18 protein-coding genes are annotated in these 22354 nt (G+C 61.5%); 11 read left to right on the top strand and 7 right to left on the bottom strand.

Annotation, left to right across the window (positions count from 1 at the left end; all coding sequences use genetic code 11):
- The first annotated feature begins 2 nt into the window (after window positions 1-2).
- From murD to lpxC, 9 genes are all read left to right on the top strand, one after another.
- The gene (gene murD, locus ASD70_RS01420; RefSeq protein ID WP_056845494.1) at window positions 3-1349 is read left to right on the top strand and encodes a UDP-N-acetylmuramoyl-L-alanine--D-glutamate ligase; all 1347 of its coding nucleotides are present in this window, start codon (window positions 3-5) and stop codon (window positions 1347-1349) included.
- Window positions 1346-2569 (top strand): putative lipid II flippase FtsW, encoded by a 1224-nt coding sequence (ftsW, locus tag ASD70_RS01415; protein WP_046070964.1) that lies wholly within the window; start codon window positions 1346-1348, stop codon window positions 2567-2569. Before murD ends, ftsW begins: the two co-directional genes overlap by 4 nt.
- Window positions 2559-3629 carry an undecaprenyldiphospho-muramoylpentapeptide beta-N-acetylglucosaminyltransferase gene (gene murG / locus ASD70_RS01410; protein WP_056845493.1) on the top strand — a complete coding sequence of 357 codons (1071 nt, stop codon included), beginning with the start codon at window positions 2559-2561 and terminating at the stop codon, window positions 3627-3629. Before ftsW ends, murG begins: the two co-directional genes overlap by 11 nt.
- The gene (gene murC / locus ASD70_RS01405) at window positions 3622-5070 is read left to right on the top strand and encodes a UDP-N-acetylmuramate--L-alanine ligase (protein WP_046070966.1); all 1449 of its coding nucleotides are present in this window, start codon (window positions 3622-3624) and stop codon (window positions 5068-5070) included. The genes murG and murC overlap by 8 nt, the downstream gene beginning before the upstream one ends.
- Window positions 5067-6023, top strand: a complete 957-nt coding sequence (locus ASD70_RS01400; RefSeq protein ID WP_056845492.1) for a D-alanine--D-alanine ligase — start codon at window positions 5067-5069, stop codon at window positions 6021-6023. Before murC ends, ASD70_RS01400 begins: the two co-directional genes overlap by 4 nt.
- A 4-nt stretch (window positions 6024-6027) precedes the next feature.
- Window positions 6028-6897: a cell division protein FtsQ/DivIB gene (locus tag ASD70_RS01395; RefSeq protein WP_032803262.1), complete on the top strand. Its 870-nt coding sequence runs from the start codon at window positions 6028-6030 to the stop codon at window positions 6895-6897.
- A 15-nt stretch (window positions 6898-6912) separates the two neighbouring features.
- The gene (gene ftsA / locus ASD70_RS01390; protein WP_043050551.1) at window positions 6913-8175 is read left to right on the top strand and encodes a cell division protein FtsA; all 1263 of its coding nucleotides are present in this window, start codon (window positions 6913-6915) and stop codon (window positions 8173-8175) included.
- Between the two features lie 75 nt (window positions 8176-8250).
- Window positions 8251-9456, top strand: coding sequence for a cell division protein FtsZ (gene ftsZ, locus ASD70_RS01385; RefSeq protein ID WP_046070969.1), 1206 nt, complete (start codon window positions 8251-8253; stop codon window positions 9454-9456).
- Between the two features lie 112 nt (window positions 9457-9568).
- On the top strand, window positions 9569-10480 hold the full coding sequence (lpxC, locus tag ASD70_RS01380) for a UDP-3-O-acyl-N-acetylglucosamine deacetylase (RefSeq protein WP_003171886.1): 912 nt from the start codon (window positions 9569-9571) through the stop codon (window positions 10478-10480).
- Between the two features lie 62 nt (window positions 10481-10542).
- On the opposite strand, the gene ASD70_RS01375 is transcribed toward lpxC, so the two are convergent.
- The 6 genes from ASD70_RS01375 to ASD70_RS01350 all read right to left on the bottom strand — a co-directional run bounded on the left by ASD70_RS01375 (window position 10543) and on the right by ASD70_RS01350 (window position 20063).
- Entirely contained in the window at window positions 10543-12033 is a 1491-nt protein-coding gene (locus tag ASD70_RS01375; RefSeq protein ID WP_056845491.1) for a diguanylate cyclase, read from the bottom strand.
- A gap of 101 nt (window positions 12034-12134) precedes the next feature.
- Complete coding sequence (locus ASD70_RS01370) at window positions 12135-13457, bottom strand: OprD family porin (RefSeq protein ID WP_046070971.1); 1323 nt, start codon at window positions 13455-13457, stop codon at window positions 12135-12137.
- Window positions 13458-13765: 308 nt separating this feature from the next.
- Window positions 13766-15130 (bottom strand): heavy metal sensor histidine kinase, encoded by a 1365-nt coding sequence (locus ASD70_RS01365; RefSeq protein WP_046070972.1) that lies wholly within the window; start codon window positions 15128-15130, stop codon window positions 13766-13768.
- Entirely contained in the window at window positions 15120-15797 is a 678-nt protein-coding gene (locus tag ASD70_RS01360) for a heavy metal response regulator transcription factor (RefSeq protein ID WP_046070973.1), read from the bottom strand. The genes ASD70_RS01365 and ASD70_RS01360 overlap by 11 nt, the downstream gene beginning before the upstream one ends.
- Window positions 15798-15804: 7 nt before the next feature.
- Window positions 15805-18900 carry a multidrug efflux RND transporter permease subunit gene (locus tag ASD70_RS01355; protein WP_046070974.1) on the bottom strand — a complete coding sequence of 1032 codons (3096 nt, stop codon included), beginning with the start codon at window positions 18898-18900 and terminating at the stop codon, window positions 15805-15807.
- Entirely contained in the window at window positions 18897-20063 is a 1167-nt protein-coding gene (locus tag ASD70_RS01350) for an efflux RND transporter periplasmic adaptor subunit (protein WP_056845490.1), read from the bottom strand. The genes ASD70_RS01355 and ASD70_RS01350 overlap by 4 nt, the downstream gene beginning before the upstream one ends.
- Before the next feature lie 214 nt (window positions 20064-20277).
- Here ASD70_RS01350 and ASD70_RS01345 point away from each other — a divergent pair, with 214 nt between their 5' ends.
- Window positions 20278-20511, top strand: coding sequence for a hypothetical protein (locus tag ASD70_RS01345; protein WP_046070976.1), 234 nt, complete (start codon window positions 20278-20280; stop codon window positions 20509-20511).
- A 164-nt stretch (window positions 20512-20675) separates the two neighbouring features.
- On the top strand, window positions 20676-21458 hold the full coding sequence (locus tag ASD70_RS01340; RefSeq protein ID WP_046070977.1) for a transporter substrate-binding domain-containing protein: 783 nt from the start codon (window positions 20676-20678) through the stop codon (window positions 21456-21458).
- A 57-nt stretch (window positions 21459-21515) separates the two neighbouring features.
- On the opposite strand, the gene ASD70_RS01335 is transcribed toward ASD70_RS01340, so the two are convergent.
- Window positions 21516-22259, bottom strand: coding sequence for a YkgJ family cysteine cluster protein (locus tag ASD70_RS01335; RefSeq protein ID WP_056845489.1), 744 nt, complete (start codon window positions 22257-22259; stop codon window positions 21516-21518).
- Window positions 22260-22354 lie beyond the last annotated feature (95 nt).

The raw sequence follows: 22354 nt of genomic DNA, 5'->3' as shown, positions 1-22354 counted from the left end.
GAGTGTCCCTGATCGCTTCAGACCACTTCCGCATCGTTGTCGGTCTCGGCAAGAGCGGCATGTCCCTGGTTCGCTTCCTGGCGAACCGGGGCACGTCGTTTGCCGTGGCCGACACGCGGGAAAATCCACCGGAGCTGGTCACGCTGCGCCGTGACTACCCGCACGTGGAAGTGCGTTGTGGCGAGCTGGATGTCGAGTTTCTGTGCCGTGCCGACGAACTCTACGTGAGCCCAGGCCTGGCCCTGGCGACACCGGCCCTGCAAGCGGCTGCGGCGCGTGGCGTGAAGCTGTCCGGCGATATCGACCTGTTTGCGCGTAACGCGAAGGCGCCGATCGTGGCCATCAGCGGTTCCAACGCGAAAAGCACCGTGACTACCCTGGTTGGCGAGATGGCGGCTGCGGCCGGCAAGCGCGTGGCCGTGGGCGGCAATCTCGGCGTGCCGGCGTTGGACCTGCTCAGCGATGACGTCGAGCTTTACGTGATGGAACTGTCGAGCTTCCAGCTGGAAACCACCCACGACCTCGGCGCCGAAGTGGCTACCGTGCTGAACGTCAGCGAAGACCACATGGACCGCTACAGTGGCCTGCCGGCTTATCACCTGGCCAAGCACCGGATCTTCCGTGGTGCCAAGCAATTTGTAGTCAATCGCCAGGATGCCCTGAGCCGTCCGCTGATGGGCGAGGGCATGCCTTGCTGGACTTTCGGCCTGGGCAAACCCGATTTCAAAGGCTTCGGCATTCGCGAAGAGAACGGCGAGAAATACCTGGCCTTCGAATTCCAGAACCTCATGCCGGTGCGCGAGCTGAAAATCCGTGGTGCCCATAACCAGTCCAATGCCCTGGCGGCCTTGGCGCTCGGGCATGCCGTCGGCTTGCCGTTCGACGCCATGCTCGCCAGCCTGCGCACGTTTGCCGGGCTCGAGCATCGCTGCCAGTGGGTACGCGACCTGAATGGCGTCAGCTATTACAACGATTCCAAAGCCACCAACGTCGGTGCCGCCCTGGCGGCCATCGAGGGCCTGGGGGCAGATATTGACGGCAAGCTGGTGTTGATCGCAGGTGGCGATGGTAAGGGCGCCGACTTCAAGGATCTTAAAGGCCCGGTGGCTGCACATTGCCGTGCCGTGGTGCTCATGGGCCGTGATTCGGATTTGATCGCCGCCGCCCTCGGCGATGGGGTGCCGCAAGTACGCGCCACCTCCCTGGACGACGCCATTGCCCAGTGCCAGGCGTTGGCCCAGCCGGGTGACGCGGTGTTGCTGTCGCCCGCATGTGCCAGTTTCGACATGTTCAAGAACTACGAAGAGCGCGGCCAGCTGTTCGCTCGCGCCGTGGAGGCCTTGGCATGAACATCAACTTGCGCAACATCATCAAGCCGTACCCGTCGCCGATCATCACCGGGCGCGGTGTCGACCTTGATTTCCCGATGCTCGCCGGTTGCCTGGCGCTGCTGGGCCTGGGCCTGGTGATGATCACTTCGGCATCCTCCGAAGTGGCTGCCGTGCAATCGGGCAACACCCTGTACATGATGATCCGTCACCTGGTGTACCTGGTGATCGGCCTCGGCGCGTGCATCGTCACCATGATGATCCCCATCGCCACTTGGCAGCGCCTGGGTTGGCTGATGCTGATCGGCGCGTTCGGCTTGCTGGTCATGGTGATCCTGCCCGGCATCGGTCGCGAGGTGAATGGCTCGATGCGCTGGATCGGCTTCGGCGCGTTCAACGTGCAGCCTTCGGAAATCGCCAAGGTGTTCGTGGTGATCTACCTCGCCGGCTACCTGGTGCGACGCCAGAAAGAAGTGCGCGAAAGCTGGATGGGCTTTTTCAAGCCGTTCATCGTGCTGCTGCCCATGGCCGGCCTGTTGCTGATGGAACCGGACTTCGGCGCCACCGTGGTGATGATGGGGGCGGCGGCGGCGATGCTGTTCCTCGGCGGCGTCGGCCTGTTCCGCTTCACCTTGATGGTGGTGCTGGCGGTGGCAGCAGTGACGATTCTGGTACAGGCGCAACCCTACCGGATGGCGCGCTTGATCACCTTTACCGACCCCTGGTCCGACCAGTTCGGTTCCGGCTATCAGCTGACCCAGGCACTGATCGCCTTTGGTCGCGGCGAGTGGCTGGGCGTGGGCCTGGGCAACAGTGTGCAGAAGCAGTTCTACCTGCCGGAAGCGCACACCGACTTTGTGTTCTCGGTATTGGCCGAAGAGCTTGGCGTGGTCGGTTCGCTGTGCACCGTGGCGCTGTTCGTGTTTGTGTGTGTGCGCGGCATGTACATCGGCTTGTGGGCCGAGCGGGCCAAACAGTATTTCGCCGCCTATGTGGCATACGGCTTGTCGTTCCTGTGGATCGGCCAGTTCCTGATCAACATCGGCGTGAACGTCGGCCTGCTGCCGACCAAGGGCCTGACCTTGCCGTTCCTCAGTTACGGCGGCAGTTCGTTGGTAATCTGCTGCGCCTGTCTTGGCTTGTTGCTGCGTATCGAGTGGGAGAGTCGGACCCACCTGGGCAGTGAAGAGATGGAGTTCAGCGAAAGCGACTTCGCCGAGGAGCCGACCCATGGGCGCTAACGTGCTGATCATGGCCGGCGGCACCGGGGGGCATGTGTTCCCGGCCCTTGCTTGCGCCCGTGAATTCCAGAACCGCGGCTATGCCGTGCACTGGTTAGGTACGCCCCGTGGCATTGAAAACGAGTTGGTGCCTAATGCCGGTTTGCCCCTGCATTTGATCAACGTCACCGGCCTGCGTGGCAAGGGCAAGTTGTCCCTGCTCAAGGCTCCGTTTGTGTTGCTCAAGGCGGTCATGCAGGCACGCAGGATCATTCGTGAATTGAAGCCTGTGTGTGTGCTTGGCTTTGGTGGCTACGTGACCGGCCCGGGCGGCGTCGCGGCGAAGCTCGCCGGCGTACCAGTGATCGTGCACGAACAGAACGCCGTCGCCGGTACCGCCAACCGCCTGCTGGTGCCATTGGCCTCGCGGGTGTGTGAAGCCTTCCCGAAAACGTTCGCCGCCTCAGACAAGCTGCGTACCACCGGCAACCCGGTGCGTACTGAGCTGTTCATGGCCATTGCGCGTGATGCGCTGGCCGGGCGCAAGGCGCACCTGTTGATCCTGGGCGGAAGCCTGGGCGCCGAACCGCTGAACAAACTGCTGCCCGAAGCGGTGGCGCAGCTGCCTGTGCAATTGCGCCCGGAGATCTTCCACCAGGCTGGCAAGCATCACGATGAAGTCACCGCAACGCGTTATCGCGAGGCGGGTGTGGAGGCGAATGTGCAGCCCTTCATCAAAGACATGGCCCAAGCCTATGGCTGGGCCGACCTGGTGGTCTGCCGCGCTGGCGCGCTGACCGTCAGTGAACTGGCCGCCGCCGGTCTGCCGTCCTTGCTGGTGCCTTTGCCCCACGCCATCGACGATCACCAGACCCGCAACGCCGAATATTTGGCCGGGGAGGGCGCTGCCTTCCTGCTGCCGCAAAGAACGACCGGCGCCGCCGATTTGGCCGCACGCCTGACCGAGGTTTTGATGCAACCGGAACGACTCAACAGCATGGCGAGCACCGCAAGCCGCCTGGCCAAACCTGACGCAACCCGCACTGTGGTGGATATCTGCCTGGAGGTGGCCCATGGTTGAGAATCAGAAAGCCATGCCGCAACCCGAGATGCGCCGCATCCGGCGTATCCACTTCGTCGGTATCGGCGGCGTGGGCATGTGCGGAATTGCCGAAGTGTTGCTGAACCTGGGCTACCAGGTGTCCGGCTCGGACTTGAAGGAGTCGCCGGTCACTGATCGCCTGAAGTCCTTTGGCGCGCAGATTTTTATCGGTCACCGTGCCGAGAACGCCGCCGAGGCCGATGTACTGGTGGTGTCCAGCGCCGTGAACACCTCCAACCCGGAAGTGGCCACTGCCCTTGAGCGCCGTATTCCAGTGGTGCCGCGTGCCGAGATGCTCGCCGAGCTGATGCGCTACCGCCATGGCATCGCCGTTGCCGGTACCCATGGCAAGACCACGACCACCAGCCTGATCGCCTCGGTGTTCGCCGCCGGTGGCCTGGACCCGACCTTCGTCATCGGTGGCCGCCTGAATGCAGCCGGCACCAATGCCCAGCTCGGCACCAGCCGCTATCTGATCGCCGAAGCCGATGAGAGCGATGCGAGCTTCCTGCACCTGCAACCGCTGGTCGCCGTCGTCACCAACATCGACGAAGACCACATGGCGACCTACGACGGTGACTTCAACAAACTGAAGAAAACCTTCGTCGATTTCCTGCACAACCTGCCGTTCTACGGTCTGGCGGTGGTGTGCCTGGACGACCCGGTGGTGCGTGAAATCCTGCCGCAGGTCAAGCGTCCGACCGTGACCTACGGCTTCAGCGAAGACGCCGATGTGCGCGCAATCAATGTACGCCAGGAAGGCATGCAAACCTTCTTCACCGTGCTGCGTCCCGACCGCGAACCGCTGGATGTCTCGGTGAACATGCCGGGCAACCACAACGTGCTGAACTCCCTGGCGACCATCTGCATCGCCACCGATGAGGGCGTCAGCGATGAAGCCATCGTCGAGGGGCTGTCGCGCTTTGCTGGTGTCGGTCGTCGCTTCCAGGTCTACGGTCAGTTGCCGGTTGAGGGCGGTGACGTGATGCTGGTGGACGACTACGGTCACCACCCGACCGAAGTTGCCGCTGTGATCAAGGCCGTGCGCGGCGGCTGGCCGGAGCGCCGTCTGGTGATGGTTTACCAGCCGCATCGCTACAGCCGTACCCGCGACCTGTACGACGATTTCGTCAATGTACTGGCCGATGCCAACGTGCTGCTGCTGATGGAGGTTTACCCGGCCGGTGAAGAACCGATCCCGGGCGCTGACAGCCGCAAGCTGTGCAACAGCATCCGCCAGCGCGGCCAACTGGACCCGATCTACATCGAGCGTGGCGTCGACCTGGCCCCTATCGTCAAGCCGCTGTTGCGCGCCGGTGACATCCTGCTGTGCCAGGGTGCCGGTGATATCGGTGGCCTTGCGCCCAAGTTGCTGGCGAGCCCGCTGTTTGCAGCCGTGGCAAAGGGGGCGTCGAAATGATCACTGACTACGGCTCCCTGTTTTCCACTGTCGCGCCTGCCGATTTCGGTCGCGTCGCCGTGCTGTTCGGCGGCAAGAGCGCTGAGCGCGAAGTGTCGCTCAAGTCCGGCAATGCCGTGCTCCAGGCGCTGCAAAGCGCCGGTGTGAACGCCTTTGGCATCGACGTCGGCGATGACTTCCTCGCTCGTCTGCAAGCCGAGAAGATCGACCGCGCCTTCATCATCCTCCATGGTCGTGGCGGTGAAGACGGCAGCATGCAAGGCCTGCTCGAATGCGCCGGCATCCCCTACACCGGTAGCGGTATCCTTGCTTCCGCGCTGGCGATGGACAAATTGCGCACCAAGCAGGTGTGGCACAGCCTGGGTATTCCAACACCACGTCACGCCGTGCTGTGCAGCGAAGACGATTGTATTTCTGCGGCCAAGGAACTGGGCCTGCCTTTGATCGTCAAACCAGCCCATGAAGGCTCCAGTATCGGCATGGCTAAAGTGAACTCGGCCGCCGAATTGATCGACGCATGGAAAGCGGCAAGTACCTACGATTCGCAAGTGTTGGTGGAACAGTGGATTTCCGGTCCCGAGTACACCATCGCCACCCTGCGTGGCCAGGTATTGCCGCCCATCGCTTTGGGCACGCCCCACACCTTTTATGACTACGACGCCAAGTACGTGGCCTCCGATACCCAGTACCGGATCCCGTGCGGCCTCGATGCAACCAAGGAACAGCAATTGATGGACCTCACGGCAAAAGCCTGTGAGGCGCTGGGTATCGCCGGTTGGGCACGGGCAGACGTGATGCAGGATGACCAAGGGAATTTCTGGTTCCTTGAAGTCAACACCGCACCGGGCATGACCGACCACAGCCTGGTTCCCATGGCCGCCCGTGCCGCCGGTCTGGACTTCCAGCAGTTGGTGCTGGCGATCCTGGCCGACAGCATTGAGCCAAGAGGCTGAACACATGAAAGGCGCATCGCTTCGTCATCAGCCCCCACAAGCACCGAGCCGCAAGCCGGTGCCGCGGGGCGCCAGCCGAATGGTGGCTAAAGAGCCGATGTCGGCGCGCCTGCCGAAAGCCAACTTTGGTTTTATCAAGGCGCTGTTCTGGCCGGTGCTGCTGGTGGTATTGGGCTTTGGTACCTACGAAGGCGCGCAGCGTCTGTTGCCGTATGCCGACCGGCCGATCACCAAGATCAGCGTGCAGGGCGACTTGAGCTACATCAGCCAGCAGGCGGTACAGCAGCGCATCGGCCCGTACCTGGCGGCGAGCTTCTTTACCATCGACCTGGCCGGCATGCGCTCGGAGCTGGAACAGATGCCGTGGATCGCCCACGCCGAAGTCCGCCGTGTGTGGCCGGACCAGGTGACGATCCGCCTGGAAGAACAACTGCCCGTGGCCCGTTGGGGTGATGAAGCGCTGTTGAACAACCAGGGCCAGGCGTTCACCCCGCGTGAGCTGGCCAACTACGAGCACCTGCCGCAGCTGTTCGGGCCGCAGCGGGCGCAGCAGCAAGTGATGCAGCAGTACCAGGCCCTGAGCCAGATGCTGCGGCCACTGGGCTTCTCCATTGCACGCCTGGAATTGCGTGAGCGGGGCAGCTGGTTTTTGACGACCGGGGCAGGCAGTTCCGGCCCGGGCATCGAGTTGTTGCTGGGACGCGACCGCTTGGTGGAAAAGATGCGCCGCTTTATTGCCATCTATGAAAAAACTTTGAAAGAACAGATTACGAACATTGCGAGCGTCGACCTGCGTTACGCCAACGGCCTGGCCGTCGGCTGGCGTGCACCGGCTGCGCCCACGGCAGCACAACCCGCTGTCGCGAAGAATTAAGAAGAGGCAGGACCCATGGCAAACGTGCAAAGCGGCAAAATGATCGTCGGTCTCGATATCGGCACCTCCAAGGTGGTGGCGCTGGTGGGCGAGGTCGGGGAAGACGGCGCGATCGAAATCGTCGGTATTGGCACGCATCCGTCCCGGGGCCTGAAGAAGGGCGTGGTGGTGAACATCGAGTCCACCGTGCAATCGATCCAGCGCGCCATTGAAGAAGCGCAGCTGATGGCCGGTTGCCGGATCCACTCGGCGTTCGTCGGCGTGGCGGGCAACCATATCCGCAGCCTGAACTCCCACGGCATCGTGGCGATCCGCGACCGCGAAGTCAGCTCCGCCGACCTTGAGCGCGTCCTCGACGCCGCTCAGGCCGTGGCGATCCCGGCTGACCAGCGCGTGCTGCACACCCTGCCGCAGGACTACGTGATCGATAACCAGGAAGGCGTGCGCGAGCCCCTGGGCATGTCGGGCGTGCGCCTGGAAGCCAAGGTCCACGTGGTGACCTGTGCCGTCAACGCCGCGCAGAACATTGAAAAATGCGTGCGCCGCTGCGGCCTGGAAATCGACGACATCATTCTCGAGCAGCTGGCTTCGGCGTACTCGGTGCTGACCGACGACGAAAAAGAACTGGGCGTGTGCCTGGTGGACATCGGCGGTGGCACCACCGACATCGCGATTTTCACCGAGGGTGCGATCCGTCACACCGCGGTGATCCCGATTGCCGGCGACCAGGTCACCAACGACATCGCCATGGCGCTGCGTACACCGACCCAATACGCCGAAGAAATCAAGATTCGTTATGCCTGCGCCCTGGCCAAGCTGGCCGGTGCCGGCGAGACCATCAAGGTGCCAAGTGTCGGCGACCGTCCTCCCCGTGAGCTGTCGCGCCAGGCCCTGGCCGAAGTGGTCGAGCCACGCTACGACGAACTGTTCACCCTGATCCAGGCTGAACTGCGCCGCAGCGGCTACGAAGACCTGATCCCGGCCGGCATCGTGCTGACTGGTGGCACCTCGAAGATGGAAGGCGCGGTCGAACTGGCCGAGGAAATCTTCCACATGCCAGTGCGCCTGGGCGTGCCCCATGGTGTGAAAGGCCTGGGCGACGTCGTGCGCAACCCGATTTATTCCACCGGTGTGGGCTTGCTGTTGTACGGGCTGCAGAAGCAGACCGACGGCATTTCCCTGTCGGGCCCGAGTATCCGCGACAGCTACCGCAGCGACGACGAAGTGAAAGCGCCGTTGTTCGAGCGGTTGCAGGCTTGGGTCAAAGGCAATTTCTAAAGATTTACCGCGACACCGCAGCACCCGCAGTAAGCAGTAGGCGAAAAAACTAGAGAAAATGAAAGGAGAGGGAACATGTTCGAACTCGTAGACAACATCCCCGCAAGCCCGGTTATCAAAGTAATCGGTGTTGGCGGTGGCGGCGGCAACGCTGTCAATCACATGGTCAAGAGCAACATTGAAGGCGTTGAATTCATCTGCGCCAACACTGATGCCCAGGCGCTGAAAAGCATCGGCGCGCGGACCATCCTGCAATTGGGCACAGCCGTGACCAAGGGCCTCGGCGCTGGCGCCAATCCGGAAGTCGGCCGTCAAGCCGCCCTGGAAGACCGCGAGCGTATTGCCGAAGTGCTGCAGGGCACCAACATGGTGTTCATCACCACCGGCATGGGCGGCGGTACCGGTACCGGTGCTGCACCGATCATTGCCGAAGTGGCCAAGGAAATGGGGATCCTGACGGTTGCCGTCGTGACCCGTCCGTTCCCGTTCGAAGGCCGCAAGCGCATGCAGATCGCCGACGAAGGTATCCGTCTGCTGTCTGAAAGCGTCGACTCGTTGATCACCATCCCCAACGAGAAACTGCTGACCATCCTGGGCAAGGACGCCAGCCTGCTGTCCGCGTTCGCCAAGGCTGACGATGTACTGGCGGGTGCCGTTCGCGGGATCTCCGACATCATCAAGCGCCCGGGCATGATCAACGTCGACTTTGCCGACGTACGTACCGTGATGAGCGAAATGGGCATGGCGATGATGGGCACTGGCTGCGCCAGCGGTCCGAACCGTGCACGCGAAGCCACCGAAGCGGCCATCCGCAACCCGTTGCTCGAAGACGTGAACCTGCAAGGCGCACGCGGCATCCTGGTGAACATCACTGCCGGCCCTGACCTCTCCCTGGGTGAGTACTCCGACGTGGGTAGCATCATCGAAGCCTTCGCTTCCGAGCACGCCATGGTCAAGGTCGGTACCGTTATCGATCCGGACATGCGCGACGAACTGCACGTGACCGTGGTTGCCACCGGCCTGGGTGCGAAAATCGAGAAGCCTGTGAAGGTCATCGACAACACCCTGCATAACAGCCAGGCCAGCCACGCCAGCCAGGCGGCCGCCGCTCCAGCACCTGCTCGCCAGGAGTTGCCATCGGTGAACTACCGTGACTTGGACCGTCCGACCGTGATGCGCAACCAGGCCCAGGCCGGTGCTGCTGCGTCCCGTAGCCCGAATCCGCAAGATGACCTGGACTACCTGGACATCCCGGCATTCTTGCGTCGTCAGGCCGATTAATGGAATGTATCAGGGCTATGAAGGTGATTGGTGTTCAGCAAAGGTCTGGTCTGCTATTATCGCCAGCCTTTGTTGATACCAGTTCGCAATTTGCGCTGAAGCGGTCCAAGCCATGATTAAACAACGCACCCTGAAGAATATTATTCGTGCCACAGGTGTAGGTCTGCACTCCGGGGAAAAGGTCTACCTGACCCTCAAGCCTGCACCTGTCGACACCGGCATCGTGTTTGTGCGTGCCGACCTGGACCCTGTGGTGCAGATACCTGCTCGCGCGGAAAACGTTGGCGAAACCACTATGTCGACCACATTGGTCAACGGTGACGTCAAAGTGGACACGGTGGAGCACTTGCTCTCGGCCATGGCCGGTTTGGGCATCGATAACGCCTACGTCGAGCTCTCCGCGTCCGAAGTCCCGATCATGGATGGCAGCGCTGGACCCTTCGTATTCCTGATTCAATCTGCCGGCCTGGAAGAACAGGACGCAGCCAAGAAGTTCATTCGCATTCTGCGGGAAGTGACAGTAGAAGACGGCGACAAGCGCGCCACCTTCGTTCCGTTCGAAGGCTTTAAAGTGAGCTTTGAGATCGATTTCGATCACCCGGTATTCCGTGACCGCACCCAAAGTGCAAGCGTGGATTTTTCCAGCACTTCGTTCGTAAAAGAAGTCAGCCGCGCCCGTACCTTTGGTTTCATGAGTGACATCGAGTACCTGCGCAAGCACAACCTCGCACTCGGCGGCAGCGTTGAAAACGCCATTGTGGTCGACGCGGATGGTGTACTGAACGAAGACGGCCTTCGCTACGAAGACGAATTCGTGAAGCACAAGATCCTCGATGCAATCGGTGACCTCTACCTGCTGGGCAATAGCCTGATAGGCGAGTTCAAAGGCTTCAAGTCGGGCCACGCCCTTAACAACCAGCTGCTGCGCAAGTTGATTGAGCAGACAGACGCTTGGGAAGTCGTGACCTTCGAAGATGCCAGCACCGCACCGATCTCTTACATGCGTCCCGTTGCGGCGGTGTAAGTAACAACTCTCTTTCTTTAGTTTTAAAGGCTGCCTTCGGGTGGCCTTTTTTTATGCCTCGTTTATAGGGGCGCGGCATCCACAATCCGATTGCGCCCCGTGTGCTTGGCCTCATACAACGCCTGGTCGGCCTTGAGCAGCATACTCTCAAGGGACATACCGCTACGTTTCTGCCAGGTACTCATGCCGATGCTCACGGTAACCGGCTGTTTATCCCCAGCCACCCGTGGCAAACGCTCGACGCTGATGCGGATGCGCTCGGCGATCACCCAGGCGCCCTTGGCGTCGGTATGGGGCAGCACCACGGCAAACTCTTCACCGCCATAGCGTGCTGCCAGGTCGGCCGGACGGCGGATATTGCTGTCGATCACCTGCGCCACTGCGCGCAACGCATCATCGCCACCCTGGTGACCATGGCGGTCGTTGAAGGCCTTGAAGTGGTCCACATCGATCATCAACACGGTCAAGGGCTCCGTCGAGCGCTGTGCCCGGTCCCACTCCAGGCGCAGGCGCTCGTCCAGGGTACGGCGGTTGGCCAGGCCGGTGAGGGCATCAGTGGCTGCCAATTCTGACAGCACCTGTTCAGCGCGATGACGACGGCGCAGCTCCATGCACAGCGCCCAGGTCAGCCACAACAGGCCTACGCACAGCACGCCTGTGGCGATGCTCACCAGCCACGCCGCACGCCGCCATGGCGCAAATATCTCATTGCTGGACAAAGCCACCGCGACGATCAGCGGCAGGTTGCCCACACTGGAGAAACTGTAGAGTCGCGCCTGGTGATCGACACTGGAGATACTCTGGAAGCTGCCATCGCGCTCGCGCAGCATGCGTGCCACATTGGGGCGCTGGCTCAGGTCCTTGTCGAGCATGCCTGCTTCCAGCAAAGGTTCTTGGGCCAACAGGATGCCTTGGTGGTTGAGCAGGTTGATCGTGCTGTTGCTGCCGATGTTCAGGCTGCTGAACAACTGGTGGAAGTACGACAGGCGCATGGAGGCGGCGGCGACGCCCAGGAAGCGCCCGTCCGGCGACGAAACGCGGCGGCTGAACGCGATGCGCCATGGGTCATCGCACACACAGCGGGCCATGAATGGACGGCTGATATATAACCCCGCGTCCGGATTTTCGCGGTGCACCTGAAAATAATCCCGATCAGAGAAGTTACCCAGCTTGGGTGTGAGCAGGGACGAATCGGCAATCACCTCGCCGTTCGGGCTCAGCAGCAGGATATCGCCCTTGTACGGCGCCGCCGCCGAGCGATCGAACAGCACCAGATGGCGGATGCTCGCTGAAACGTCTTGCAGGTCAGTGCGCTCGGTGGCGGCGATCAGGCCTTTGAGGGCCATGTCGTAGAGCTCCACGTTGCGCAGCACGTCGGCATCGATCAATTGCGTGATGGTATTGGCGGTGCGCTTGGCCGTCTGCAAGGTATTGGCCTGTTCCCGAATCAGCAGCGCGGTGACGATCCCCACGATCAGCAACACTGTCAGCGTAATGCCCAGGATCAGCAAGCGCTCCGGGCGGCGGTCAGGACGGGTAAGGCTTGGGCTCATCGGACGCACTTCTGCTTTGGGGATGCCCATAGCTTAGTAGTAACTTTGGAATAGGTCGCAGAACCAAAATGTGGGAGCAAGCCCCCACATTAGGAACGCTGTCAGAAGACGTTGATGGGGTAGTCCACAATCACGCGGTACTCATCCACGTCTCGATCCACTGCCGAATAGCCATTGCTGCCTCGATTGGTCGCCCATTGCAGGCGCACCGACAGGTCCTTGGCCTTGCCGCCTTGCACTACATATTTCAAATCGATATCCCGCTCCCAGTGCTTGGCATCTTTGCCATCGGCGCTGTACCAGCTGCTATAGCCGCGGCTGTTGGGGTCGACCTTGGTCAGGTCGGTCTTGCCGCTGATGTAGGACACAGCGGACGTCAGGCCAGGCACACCGAGGCCGGCGAAGTCGTAGGCGTACTTGAGCTTCCATGAGCGCTCGTTGGGGCCGTTGAAGTCCGAGTACTGCTGGGAGTTATCCAGGTAAATGCTGTCGCCCTGGGCGATGTAGTCGAACGGCGTGTTGCCGTTGACCCGCTGGTAGGTGGCCGTGACGCTGTGGTTGCCCACGCCGACAGTGAAATGCAGGCTGTAGGTGTTGTTGTCGATATCCCCCAGCAGGGATTGGCCGGTGTCCTGGGTGTGGTAGTAGTGCAGGCCTGGGGTCAGGCTGACCAGGTCATTGAGAGCATAGGTGTATTCGAGGTCGTAGTAGTACTGATGCCATACGTCCTTGAGTTCGGAGGCGTACAGGTTGCTGGTCAGCCCCGTGATACCGCTGAACGATACGCCGGCCCAGTCCAGGTGCTGGCTGTCGGCGTTGGCGGGCAAGGCGCCATAACTGGTGCCGATGCGCCGGTGGCCGCTCTGGTTGTAGAGCTTGGTGAAGCTGGCCTGGCCGCCCTCGATCATCCAACCGTCGAAGCTGTGGTTGGTCACACTCACACCACGGAAGGTCTGCGGCAGCATGCGGGTCATGCCGCCGGCGATCACCGGGTTATTGAGGAACAGGTCGCCGGCTTTCAGTTCGGTATCGAAGGCACGCATTTTCAAGGTGCCGCCGGCGGTAGAGAACGATCCGGGTGCCTTGCCGTTGCCACTGCCGTAGGGAAGGATGCTGGAGCCATCGGTGCCACCACCACCGTCGAGCTTGAGGCCGAGCATTGCATTGAGGTCCAGGCCGAAGCCGACGGCGCCTTGGGTGTAGCCGGACTCGAAGGTGCCGATAAAACCCTGGCCCCATTCCTTGCTGTCATCGGTATGAATGTCGCGACGGTCGCGGTTCATGTAGTAGTTGCGCGTATTGATCGTGAGGTGGGAGCCTTCAACGAAACCGTCGGTGGGGGTGGTGTCTGCCGCCTGGGCGAGGGGAGTGATCGTTGCTGCAACTGCGAGGAATAACGGGGTGAACGTCAGCGAGTTCTTCACCGGTGGAGCTCCTTTGGTCAATCAAGAACGGCCAGTGTCGTGGGGGTGTGCCTGGCCTTTTTTTACGGCAAAAAAAAGCCGCTGAAGTCAGCGGCTTTAAGACAGATTCCCAGTGTAGAGCCCTGGAAAAAAGTCGAGGGAAATTCGGGTAAGCGGGTCAGCTGTCTTTGCCGTCGCGCTCATCGATGCGTCAAAGTAACGCAGGCGAGCGGTGCGATACAGAGTGTAACAAGATAATGACTATTGCCCAAACTGTAACAGTTAGACGAAGGATCTGCGTAAAGCTAACTGGGGAGGTGTTCCCAAGTTTAGACAGGCAGGGTAATGCCAAAGGTATTACCGCCGTGCTCACTACGCACAAACACATCCCCCCCATGCATCAACGCAATCGCCTTGACGATGGCCAGCCCCAGCCCGTGGTTCGCTCCGCTGTTGCTGCGCGACGCATCTACCCGATAGAAACGTTCGAACAGCCGTGGCAAGTGCTCGCGGGCAATCGCCTCGCCAGGGTTGGTCACGCCGATTACCACTTGTTGCTCCCGCACCTCGATGTTCACGTCGATCACCTGCCCCGCAGCGGTGTGCTGCACCGCATTGCTCAGCAGGTTGATCAGCGCACGCCGCAGGTGGGCCTTTTCGATCTGCACCCGGGCATCACCGTGCACGCGCACTTCAACCTGGGCGTCTTCGAGGATGAAATCCAGGTAATCGAGGGTCGTCGCTACCTCATCAGCCAGGGAGCTTTCGATCAGCTTGGTGGCCTTGCTGCCCTGGTCGGCGCTGGCGAGGAACAGCATGTCATTGATGATCGAGCGCAGCCGTTCCAACTCTTCCAGGTTCGATTGCAGCACCTCGAAGTACTGCTCCGCGGAACGCCCGCGGGTGAGGGCGACCTGGGTCTGGCCGATCAGGTTGGTCAGCGGCGAGCGCAGTTCATGGGCCACATCGGCATTGAAGGATTCCAGGCGTGAGTAGGCTTGTTCGACGCGGTCGAGGGTGGCGTTGAACGAGTTGACGAACTGGCTCAGTTCCGGCGGCAGCGGTGACAGATGCAGGCGCCCGGAGAGTTTGGGTGGCGCAAGTTTCTGTGCCTCATCCGAGAGCTTACCCAGGGGCTTAAGGCCGATACGCGCGACCCAGAACCCCAGCAGCGCCGCCAGCACCACGCCGACCAGCGCCAGGCTGACCAACGCTACCAGCAGGTGGTGCTGGGTGGCGCGAAAGTTTTCGGTGTCGATGGCGATCATGAAGCGCAGCGCCGGACGTTGGTCCTTGGCCGCAAACTGGCTGACCAGCACCTTGAACGGATAATCATGGCCGGGCAGGCGCAGGTCGCGCTTGCCTGTCGGACCCTGTGCAAAGGCGCGGATTTGCGCATCGGGCTCGCCGTATTCATAGCTCGGGTCACTGCTGACCACCCAGAAACGGATACGCTTGTCTTCTTCGCCCAGCAACTTGAGCTTGGCCTTGATCTTGACCCAATGCTCCGGCGTACCGAAGCGATTGACCGACGATTCCAGCACGCTGTAGCGCGCATCCAGCTCGGCCTCGGGCAACAACCCCAGGCCGCGATCCACCTGCTGATACAGCACGCCGCCGATCAGCACGAAGATCAGCAACGCCACCAGGGTGAACATGCCGCTCAGGCGCAGAGCAATGGAATTAGCCGACACTACGGTTCTCCAGCACATAACCCATGCCGCGGATGGTGTGCAGCAGCTTGTGTTCGAACGGCCCGTCGAGCTTGGCGCGCAGGCGCTTGATCGCCACTTCTACCACGTTGGCATCGCTGTCGAAATTGATGTCCCAGACCATCTCGGCAATGGCGGTCTTGGACAGGATCTCGCCCTGGCGCCGCGCCAATACGCTGAGCAGCGAGAACTCCTTGGCGGTCAGGTCCAGGCGTTGGCCGTTGCGGCTGGCCTTGCGGCTGATCAGGTCGATCCACAAGTCGGCTACCGTAACCTGCACTGGCTCGTGGCCGCCGCTGCGGCGGGTCAGGGCTTGCAGGCGCGCTACCAGTTCCAGGAACGAAAACGGTTTGCCCAGGTAATCGTCGGCGCCTTCACGCAGGCCGCGGATGCGGTCTTCCACGCGCTCGCGGGCGGTGAGCATGATCACCGGCGTCTGCTTGCGGGCGCGCAACGCACGCAACACACCAAAGCCATCCAGGCCGGGCAGCATCACATCGAGCACGATCACCGCGTAATCGTTTTCCAGCGCCAGGTGCAGACCCTCGACGCCTTCACGCGCCACGTCGACGGTGTAGCCTTGCTCCGTAAGGCCGCGGTGCAGGTAGTCCGCGGTTTTCTCTTCATCTTCAATAATCAGGACGCGCATGACCGCCTCAGTGTGTGGTCGCCAGCGCCAGCGCTGGTTTGGGCCTGTGGAAAAACCGTTCAAGGTACAAGTATATGACCGGCGTAGTGAACAGCGTCAGTGCCTGGCTCACCAGCAAGCCACCGACTACCGCGATGCCCAACGGCTGGCGCAGTTCCGCACCCGGCCCCGAGCCCAGCATCAACGGCACTGCCCCAAGCAAGGCGGCGAGGGTGGTCATGATGATCGGCCGGAACCGTGTGACGCAGGCTTCGTAAATCGCATCCTCCGGCGGCAACCCGCGTACGCGTTGGGCTTCCAGGGCAAAGTCGATCATCAGGATGCCGTTTTTCTTCACAATGCCGATCAGCAATACCAGGCCGATCAAGGCCATGATTGAAAAATCCTGGCCCAGCAACCACAGCATGACCAGCGCACCGAGGCCCGCCGAGGGGAGGGTGGAAATGATCGTCAGCGGGTGCACGAAACTCTCGTACAGCACACCCAGGATAATGTAGACCGCCACCAGCGCCGCAAGGATCAACCACGGCTGGCTGGCCAGCGAACTCTGGAACGCCTGGGCCGCGCCCTGGAAGTTGCCGATCAGGGTACTCGGCATGCCGATGTCGTTCTTGGCCTGGTCGAGCATGATCACGGCATCGCCCAGGGCCACGCCGGGCGCCAGGTTGAACGACAGGTTGGCGGCGGGGAACATGCCGTCATGACTGATGGACAGCGGCCCGACAGTGGGCGGGTCGACCCTGGCCAGCGCCGACAACGGCACCATCTCGTTGGTCAGCGGCGAACGCAGGTAGAAGTAATTGAGGCTTTCGGCTTTGCCGCGCTGTTGGCTGTCCAGTTCGAGTATCACTTGGTATTGGTTGATCTCGGTCTGGAACTCGTTGATCTGGCGCTGGCCAAAGGCGTCGTACAGCGCCTGGTCGACATCGGTGGCGGTCAGGCCGAAGCGGGCAGCGGCCTGGCGGTCGATACTGATGTGGGTGATGCTGCCGCCCAGTTGCAGATCATTGGACAGGTCGCGAAACGCCGGGTTGGCGCGCAGTTTTTCGGTGAGGCGTTGGGTCCAGGTGTTCAGCGTCGGGCCGTCATTGCTCTTGAGCACATACTGGTACTGGGCGCGGCTGGGGCCGGAGCTCAGGTTGATGTCCTGGCCAGCGCGCAGGTACAGCACGATACCCGGCACCTTGGCCAGTTGTGGGCGCAGGCGATCGATGAATTGGCTGGCAGATACGTCACGGTCACCGCGGTCTTTCAAGGCAATCCAGAAGCGCCCGTTGGCGATGGTCTGGTTGCTGCCGGTGACGCCCACTGAGTGGGAGAAGGCTTGCACTGCCGGGTCGGCCTTGACGATCTCGGCCAGTGCCTTGTGCTTGGCGACCATGTCCGGATACGACACATCGGCCGCCGCCTCGCTGGTGCCGAGCACAAAGCCGGTGTCCTGGACCGGGAAGAACCCCTTGGGGATAAACACGTAGCCGACCACGGCCAGGGCCAGGGTCACCACAAAGATCGCGGCCATGCTGCGTTGATGCGCCAGCGCACGGCGCAGGTTGCGTGCATAGCCGGCCAGCAGGCGTTCGCTGAAGGTGGGCTTGGCGTGGGCGTGATGGGTGGGTGCACGCATGAACAGGGCCGCCAATGTCGGTGCCAAGGTCAGCGAAACCACCACCGAAATCAGGATGGTCGAGGTGGCTGTCAGCGCGAACTCCTTGAACAGCCGCCCGACCACGCCGCCCATGAAGAGCAGCGGAATAAACGCCGCCACCAGCGAGAAGCTGATGGACACCACGGTAAAGCCAATCTCGCCGGAGCCCTTGATCGCGGCTTCGCGCTTGCCCAGGCCCGCCTCCAGGTGCCGGTGAATGTTCTCCACCACCACAATCGCATCGTCGACCACAAAGCCCACGGCAATCACGATGGCCACCAGGGTCAGGTTATTCAGGCTGAACCCCATCAGGTACATCAGGGCGAAACTGGCAACCAGCGATACGCCAAGCACAGCCGACACAATCAGCGTCGCCGACAGCTGGCGCAGGAACAGCGCCATGACCGCCACCACCAGCAGGATAGCGATCAGCAGGGTCATTTCCACTTCATGCAATGAGGCGCGGATGGTTTTGGTGCGGTCGGTCAATACACTCACCTGCACCGAGGCCGGCAACATGCCTTGCAGGCGCGGCAGTTCGGCTTGAATGCGGTCGACGGTCTCGACGATGTTGGCGCCGGGCTGACGTGAAATCACCAGGTTCACGCCCGGGGTATCGCCGGACCAGGCTTGCACGTAGGCGTTTTCTGAACCATTGACGACTTTGGCGATATCACGCAGTTGCACCGGCGCGCCGTCCTTGTAGGAAACGATCAGCTGACCGTATTCCTCCGGGTGAAACAGTTGGTCGTTGGTCGACAGGGTCGACACGCTGTTCTCGCCATAGATCGCGCCCTTGGCCAGGTTCAGGCTCGATTGCTGGATGGTCAGGCGAATATCGGCGAGGGTCAGGCCGATGGCCGCGAGCTTGTCAGGGGATGCCTGCACACGAATCGCCGGACGCTGCTGGCCGGTGATGTTGATCTGGCCGACGCCGTCGATCTGGCTGATCTGGCGCGCCAGCAGGGTTTCCACGTAGTCGCTCAGTTCGGTGCTGGGCATGCTATCTGAGCTGACACTGAGGATCAGCACCGGGCTGTCCGCCGGGTTGACCTTTCTCCAGGTCGGCAAACTCGGCATATCGCTGGGCAGCTTGCCCGATGCGGTGTTGATGGCGGCCTGGACTTCCTGGGCGGCGGTGTCGATGCTTTTTTCCAGGGTGAATTGCAGGGTCAGTTGGCTGGACCCCAGGGCGCTGCTGGAAGTCATCTGGGTCATGCCGGGGATGGCACTGAATTGCACCTCCAGGGGCGTGGCCACCGATGAGGCCATGGTGTCCGGGCTGGCGCCGGGCAGCTGCGCGGTGACCTGGATCGTTGGGAATTCCGCTTCCGGCAGGGGCGCTACAGCCAGGCGCGGGAAGGCAATGATCCCCAGCAGTACGAGGGCGAAGGTCAGCAGCAGGGTGGCGACCGGGTGATCAACACACCAGGCCGAGGGCGAACGGCCGCCGTTCATGGTTGCACCTTGGCGTCAGCGGTCTGGATTACTTGCGGCGGCTCCTTGAGCACCTCCACCCGGGCACCGGCCTTGAGCCGCGACTGGCCGTCGCTGACCAGCACATCCCCGGCCTGCACGCCCTTGATAATGTTGATCTCGCTGTCCTGGTAGGCGACCTGCACCGGCACCACCTCCACGGTGTCATCGCTCACCCGGTACACGAAGTGCGAGTCCAGGCCACGCTGCACCACGGTCGGCGGCACCACCAGGGCGTTCTTGTCGAGGGCGGTCTGGATCTTGATGGTCACCAGTTGCCCCGGCCACAGCTTTTGCGATGGGTTATTGAACTCGGCCTTGGCCCGCAGGGTGCCGGTGGTGGAGCTGATCTGGTTGTCGATCAGGCTCAGGTGGCCTTCGCCGAGCAGGTCGCCGGTCTGGCCGTCGGTGTCGGCGCCCAGGTAGGCATCGACACTTGCCCGGGTCGGCGCGGCAATCAGGCCCTGCAAGGTCGGCAGCATCTGCTGGGGCAGGGAGAACGTCACGGCTATCGGGTCGATCTGGGTGACTGAAAACAGTCCCTGGGTGTCGCTCATGCGCAGGAAGTTACCTTCATCCACGCTGCGAATACCTACGCGGCCACTGACCGGGGATCGGATCTGGGTGTAGGAAAGTTGTACCTGAGCCGCATCTATCGCAGCCTGGTTGCCTTGCGCCGTGGCCTTGAGCTGGTTGACCAGTGCCTGTTGCTGGTCATAGGTCTGCTTCGACACGCCGTCGTCAATGCTCAGCTCCTTGTAGCGCTTGAGGTTGACCAGTGCCACTTGCAGTTGCGCCTGGCTTTCGCCCAATTGCGCCTTGGCCTGGTCGAGGCTGGCCCGGATAGAGCGGTCGTCGATGCTAGCCAGCAAGTCACCGGCTTTTACCAGTTGGCCTTCCTTGACCAGCAGTTTGGTGAGGATGCCGTCGATCTGCGGACGAATCACCACACTGTGCAACGACAACACCGAGCCGATGCCGCTGACGTACCGCGCAACATCCTGCTGCACCACGCTCACCACCCGAACCGGAATTGCGCTGGGTGCTGCCAGCCGGGTCTTGGCTGGGCGGGTCAACGCCCAGGCTGCAACGCCCAGTATCAGGAGTACGCCTACTATCAAGGCCGTGTTTCGTTTTATGTGCATGGAAAGACGCCAGCGGCGCAGTTGCAGGTTTCAAGCTGCACGCTGCAAGTTGAAGTTAGAATGAGTGCTTTATAGCGCTGTCATGCGGTCAGCACAGTGACGGCAAACTGACAGCGGTGACAGCTGGGGGTTGAACTTGCGGTTGAAGCTTACCGCTGGCAGCTCCAGCCCCGTATACTCGCGTTTTTACGCCTATAGCTGCGCCGGAGCCCCTATGTCTTCCCCCACCCAACCCCCTGTCGAAGCGGCCGAACTCGTCGACCTGGCCACTGCCGATGGCGTTGAAAAAGCCGAGATCCCGGCGTTCAAGTTCCCCTTCAAGCCGGGCGAGCTGGCCGCGGTCAAGCATGCCGGCCAGCCTTGGTACAAAGGCGGTGCCAAGAATGGCCATGCCAAGACGCCAGGTATGGCGCCACCTGGCACTCGTCGTTCCATGGGTAAACGTTAGGATCAAAGCTTGTTGCGCTGTATCGGCTGTTGCCTACAGCGCGCGTAGATATTTCTGATTGTAGGTCCGCGACCATTTCTTGAAAGCTGGCACAGTACTTTACTCCGCCCCAATGATGCTCATCGGGTGCGGTGAGCCAGTTTTTCCCGGAAAAGGACGTTCCTGTGGCCCTGATACACATTTGTGCTGTGTTTGCTCTCTTGCTGTCGACGACTGTTGCTGCCGCCAGCGATCAACCACGACACGAAATCCGTTTCGCCGTCGCCGCGCACTTCCCGCCGTTCCAACACCGCAACTCCCAAGGGCAACTGGTGGGGTTGAATATCGAACTGGGTAACGCCCTGTGCGAGCAACTCAACGTGCGCTGTACCTGGGTCGACCAAGTGGTCATGGAAAATTTCCCGGCCCTGGACGGCCGAAAGTTCGACGCGATCATGGGCATGGCGCCGACGTCGAATCGGCGACAACAGGTGAGCTTTACCAATGCGCTCTACCCCATCACCACCCGCTTGGTGGCCCGTAAAACCGCAGGCCTGACCCCTGATCGGCGGTCGCTCAAGGGCAAGCGTGTCGGGGTCTTGATCAGAAGCAATCGTGAAGCCTTTGCCCTGTCGCAGTGGGCGCCGGCAGGCGTGATCATCAAGAGTTTCTGGCTCAATGATCAACTGATCAACAGCCTCCTCGCGGGCGATATCGATGCGACCCTGCAAGGTGCGGTAGAGATACGTGAGGCCCTGCTGGACACGGCTCAGGGCCTGGATTTCGATTTTCTCGGCCCGGTTGTTTCGTCTGACCTGTTGGGCGACAGCGTGGCGATCGCAGTGCGCAAGCTCGATACCTCGTTGCGCAATGAACTCAACCATGCGCTTGAAGAGCTGATGCAAAACGGTGAATACCAGCGCATCGTCGAGCCCTATCGTCTCGATGTGCTGCCATCCAGTCCGTGATGGCTGGGGGCGAGCCCCCATTGACATGAGGCGCACCCGCCAAACCCCCATCAGCGGTCAGGCCGCCCTCAGTGAGATAAACGCATAGTTGGCCGGCACCTCGGTGGCAATCTGCGCACCGGCGTCCAGCAGTTGTTCGGCGATATCCATCCCGGACACATGGAACACCCATTCAGTGGCCATGGCTGGCTGGTCGGTCGCCTGCTCAATGGCGTGGGTGAATGCCTGCATATCTGGCAGGTACGCGGTAAAGCCATCGCCCTTGAGCGCAGTTGTCCGAATGCCGAGCAACGCGCACACCGCCTCCTTGGCCTGCACATCATCACGGTCGGCCTGGCGCGAACGACGGATCAGTTCAACCAGTTCCAGGTCCATCAGTTCGCCACCAACGATCAGCGCCGGACCCTGTTCCCAGGACTGCGGCGGGCAATCCTTGGCACTCGGGTTCAGCGGGATATGCGGGTTGATCTCCATCGGATAGATCCGGCACACCAGAGGGCGTCGTTCGTAGATGCGACAGCGGTTGTCTTCGTCAAGATTCCGGCAGGGGCCGGCGTTGTAGGCGGCAAAGGTGATTGCCACGAACGCCTCGGTATTGCCGCTGGGCACGATCACTGAACGGCGCTCGGCGTGTTCGCGTTGTTGCAGGGGCAAGCCCAGGCCGTTACGCAGGAAGCCTTCGACCAGAACGATGACATTACCGCCGTCCGCCGCCCATTGCCGGGCCTCTTCGAGGGTCAGGGGCACGTGATGGTCGTTGCAGCATTTGCCGCAACCTACGCAGGAAAAATGAGTGTTCATGGCGGATCTGTCACCAGGCAAGTTCAGAGGGGACGCTTGAGGAGTGACGGGTTTTTACCTCTATCCACCGCTCGGGCTCTCTGGAAGCAAGTTAT

The organism is Pseudomonas sp. Root569, assembly GCF_001427465.1.
GTDB classification, from domain to species: Bacteria; Pseudomonadota; Gammaproteobacteria; order Pseudomonadales; family Pseudomonadaceae; genus Aquipseudomonas; species Aquipseudomonas synxantha.
The sequence above is the reverse complement of the archived record's forward strand: the minus strand, read 5'-3'. Positions and strand labels throughout refer to the sequence as shown.